Origin of the sequence: Citrobacter sp. Ce104 (genome assembly GCF_030334595.1) — a bacterium.
GTDB lineage: Bacteria > Pseudomonadota > Gammaproteobacteria > Enterobacterales > Enterobacteriaceae > Citrobacter > Citrobacter europaeus.
Map to the genome: position 1 here is coordinate 1 of NZ_JAOWDP010000011.1, position 3057 is coordinate 3057.

The 3057-nt window shown below is 45.8% G+C and carries 4 protein-coding genes; 2 read left to right on the top strand and 2 right to left on the bottom strand.

The genetic code is table 11. The annotated features are described in order from the left end of the window. Positions 1 to 995: pyocin knob domain-containing protein (locus OGW16_RS00600; RefSeq protein WP_286517541.1), on the top strand; the 995-nt coding region annotated here is incomplete at its 5' end. A 14-nt stretch (positions 996 to 1009) separates the two neighbouring features. After that, positions 1010 to 1519, top strand: a complete 510-nt coding sequence (locus tag OGW16_RS00605) for a tail fiber assembly protein (protein ID WP_286517544.1) — start codon at positions 1010 to 1012, stop codon at positions 1517 to 1519. Here the strand turns inward: OGW16_RS00605 and OGW16_RS00610 are convergent. Then, positions 1506 to 2045: a tail fiber assembly protein gene (locus OGW16_RS00610; protein WP_286517546.1), complete on the bottom strand. Its 540-nt coding sequence runs from the start codon at positions 2043 to 2045 to the stop codon at positions 1506 to 1508. The two genes, OGW16_RS00605 and OGW16_RS00610, sit on opposite strands and share 14 nt — an antisense overlap. 14 nt (positions 2046 to 2059) lie before the next feature. Next, a partial coding sequence (locus tag OGW16_RS00615) for a phage tail fiber protein (protein ID WP_286517548.1) occupies positions 2060 to 3057 on the bottom strand: 998 nt, incomplete at its 5' end.

The window sequence follows — 3057 nt, forward strand, 5'->3', positions numbered from 1 at the left end:
TTGGTTTAGTAGAAACGATAAATCGCGCAGCCGGATCGCTGCAAAAAGACCAGAATCTTAGCGATATACCGGATAAGGCAAAAGCCCGTACAGCTTTGCAACTTGGCACTGCGGCCACTGTTGATGTAACAACCTCAACAACGGACAAAACGCCAGGCCGTTTGCCCACTGTCGGATGGATGGGCAACGGGAAAAGTATAGAGTTATTTGAAAACAGTAATCTGAATAATGTTACAAGCGTTGTCGCAACGTACAGCGTTAACAGCATAGGTACTTCACCAAAGAACTTTCCTGTAAATCTGCCTGGCGTTTTGCGGGTGAGCCAGGATGCAGATAACAGGACTATTCAGGAATACACAACCTTTAATCCCGTTGTTAAGTATGAACGGGCGTTATATTCATCAGGTTCCTGGTCTGCATGGTCGTCGTATTACAGCACAAATAATAAACCAACTGCCTCAGATGTTGGTGCCATTCCGAAAGACCCCATTGGAACAATTGGAAATAACGGCTCTATGGCTTCTGCCAACACGCCTGGATGGTGGTTGGTGGGCGTTGCAAACCCTGACACAGTGGCTGATTTCCCCAAATATCCAGATGGTAGCAAGCTGTACGGATACGGTTTTATGTTGGTGGCGCGTTCAGGGAACGTATGGCTACAGCAATATTTCTCTCATCATGGGGTTAGTGCCAGTCGCCAGACATGGAATGGAGACATGTCAGAACGGACGCCGTGGGTTATCGACTACAGTACGGCAAACCCACCGCCAGCCACTGATTTATCGGCTTACGCCACGCAGCAATGGGTATTACAGAACTTTGTTCAGAACATGAGACTTGGTTCCGCTATATCGACTACATGGTGGGCGAATGGTGATGATTGTCCGGCCGGTCACGTTCTTACAGGTGGTGATTTTAATAGTGATAAATCTTATGTCCGATACAAGCCTGTTCAGGTTCTCATTAACGGACAATGGGTAACAATTAGCGGATAATATACAGAGGAAATATGCAACATATAAAAAACTTTATGCTTGGTTCTCCGCGTTCACCCAATGAAATAAAAATGGCTGAAAATGGTGTTTTATTTCTTTTTTCCGAATCCGGGCAAGAGTGGTATGAATCACAGAAATTGTTCTCAGACTCCACAATAAAGTTTGCTTACGACACTGCTGGTGCTATTTGTTGTATCAGTCATGATATTTCGAGTATCTGGCCTTACAATTTGAGTGTAGTGGAGCTTCCGGCAACAGAAGCAAATTTGCGCGTCACCCTTGGGGATGACTGGTTTTACAAAGACGGGAAATTGCAGCAAATTCGTGACTATCTGGCTCAGGCAGAAGCGGAGCGCGACCGTCGCATGGCTGAGATAACAGCGCGTATTGACTGGCTGGAAGCTGCGCAAAAAGACGGTGATATCTCAGCCGAAGAAGAAACGGAACTGGCGGCGTTACGGGCCAGTCGCACTAAGTTGCGCCGCCTTGATTTGTCTTCTGCTCCTGATATTAACTGGCCTTAATATCAGGGAGCGGAGGCCACTCAGGTTTATTGGTATCAACGCGCATAACCTTCACCCTGTATTTCTTCCACTCTGACAGAGCGGCGGTTTCTTCTGCCGTCGCCATTTTTTCATCTACAGCATCTTGCAGAGGCGCAATTGCTGCAGTTGCGACAGACAGTAGCTCTGTTTTCTTCGCCTCAGCCTGTGCGCGCAATTCGTCTTGCGAATATTTGCGGGGTTTAATTTCACCATCAGTAAATATCCAGCCCCCTGATATATCTACATTTTTATTTTTGGTGTTAACCTCGACTTCAGCAACACTAAGGTCACGCGGGTTAATACTTGAAACATCCTTGCTTATACAACGAATTATACCTTCCTTGTCATATGCAATTTTTAGCGTATCAGGTAAGAAATCAGCCTGAGATTTGTACCAATCCCTTCCATCATCTGAAATGTAAAACTCAACATTATGCTCTTTGATAAGCTCCAGACTCTTTTTATCGTCTGGTGTGTATTTTTTTATATTTTTAAGGTGCTGCATTTTATCCCCGCCTTTTATTCGGTGATGTTGTACCAGGTATTGTTGATGAGCTTTTGAACATATCTAACAAGCAGAGAACCAACGTTTGAGCTTCCCCCAACCATAGAAATAGCCGTTGCAAAAGCTGCGTCATTAGCTGAATAGCCCCATCCGTCACGAAACTCACGAACTACGGTGGCACTTACACGGATATTCTGGACAAAATTCTGCAAAACCCATGCCTGTGTTGCATAACCTTCAAAGCTCACGGGTTGCGGGTTATTGGGTGAATAAACACGTTGACCATAATCATAGATACCGTGAGCGGCTACATCCCCATTAATAGTTGTATTCCCATCGCGCCTGATAACTAAGGGATTTGATGCCCATGCACCTTTTTCATCATAAAAATGAAGGTCAAATCTGTCCTGATAATAACCATAAGAGCAAGCAAGGATACCGTTAGCGTCGCCGTGGCCTATCAAGCAGTTAGCTTGATTTCTGAGTGATGAAAATAAAAATGAAATTGTACCCTGTAAATTACCTCCTGTTATTGGCAGCGCCCCAACGTCTATGGAGGTTGGCTTGTTTGCGGTATTAAAATCCCGCCGCCAAGTAGTCGGATAACCCCCACCATGATTAACGTAGGTAAACTGCGCATTTACAACACCACCCGTTGAGGATGTTGGTGTCGTGACACGAATAGTCATCGCATCACGAACCCCCATAACCTCAACGACCGCACCGGCTAACTGAATATTTCCGCACCCTGTATCAGTGATAGTTCGGTTATCGCCATAAGACCATGCCCCTTTGCACATCCAGTACGGATGATTAAATGCCCCCTGATTTTCAAGCCAGGCGATAAACTCTGCTGTCGTCCAGTTGCCGCCCCCACCAATGCTTACTGAGCCGCTAAATGCTCGCACTGCGCCGATATTTCGTACAAACCAATCCGGTTGTGGAACATCTGCGCCATTCTGGTCTTTTTGCAGTGATCCAGCAGCGCGATTTATCGTTTCTACTAAACCAA

What these genes read in the sequence shown, in the direction of transcription:
- OGW16_RS00610 (WP_286517546.1), bottom strand. Translation starts at nt 2,045, where the DNA reads ATGCAGCACCTTAAAAATATAAAAAAATACACACCAGACGATAAAAAG.
- OGW16_RS00605 (WP_286517544.1), top strand. Translation starts at nt 1,010, where the DNA reads ATGCAACATATAAAAAACTTTATGCTTGGTTCTCCGCGTTCACCCAAT.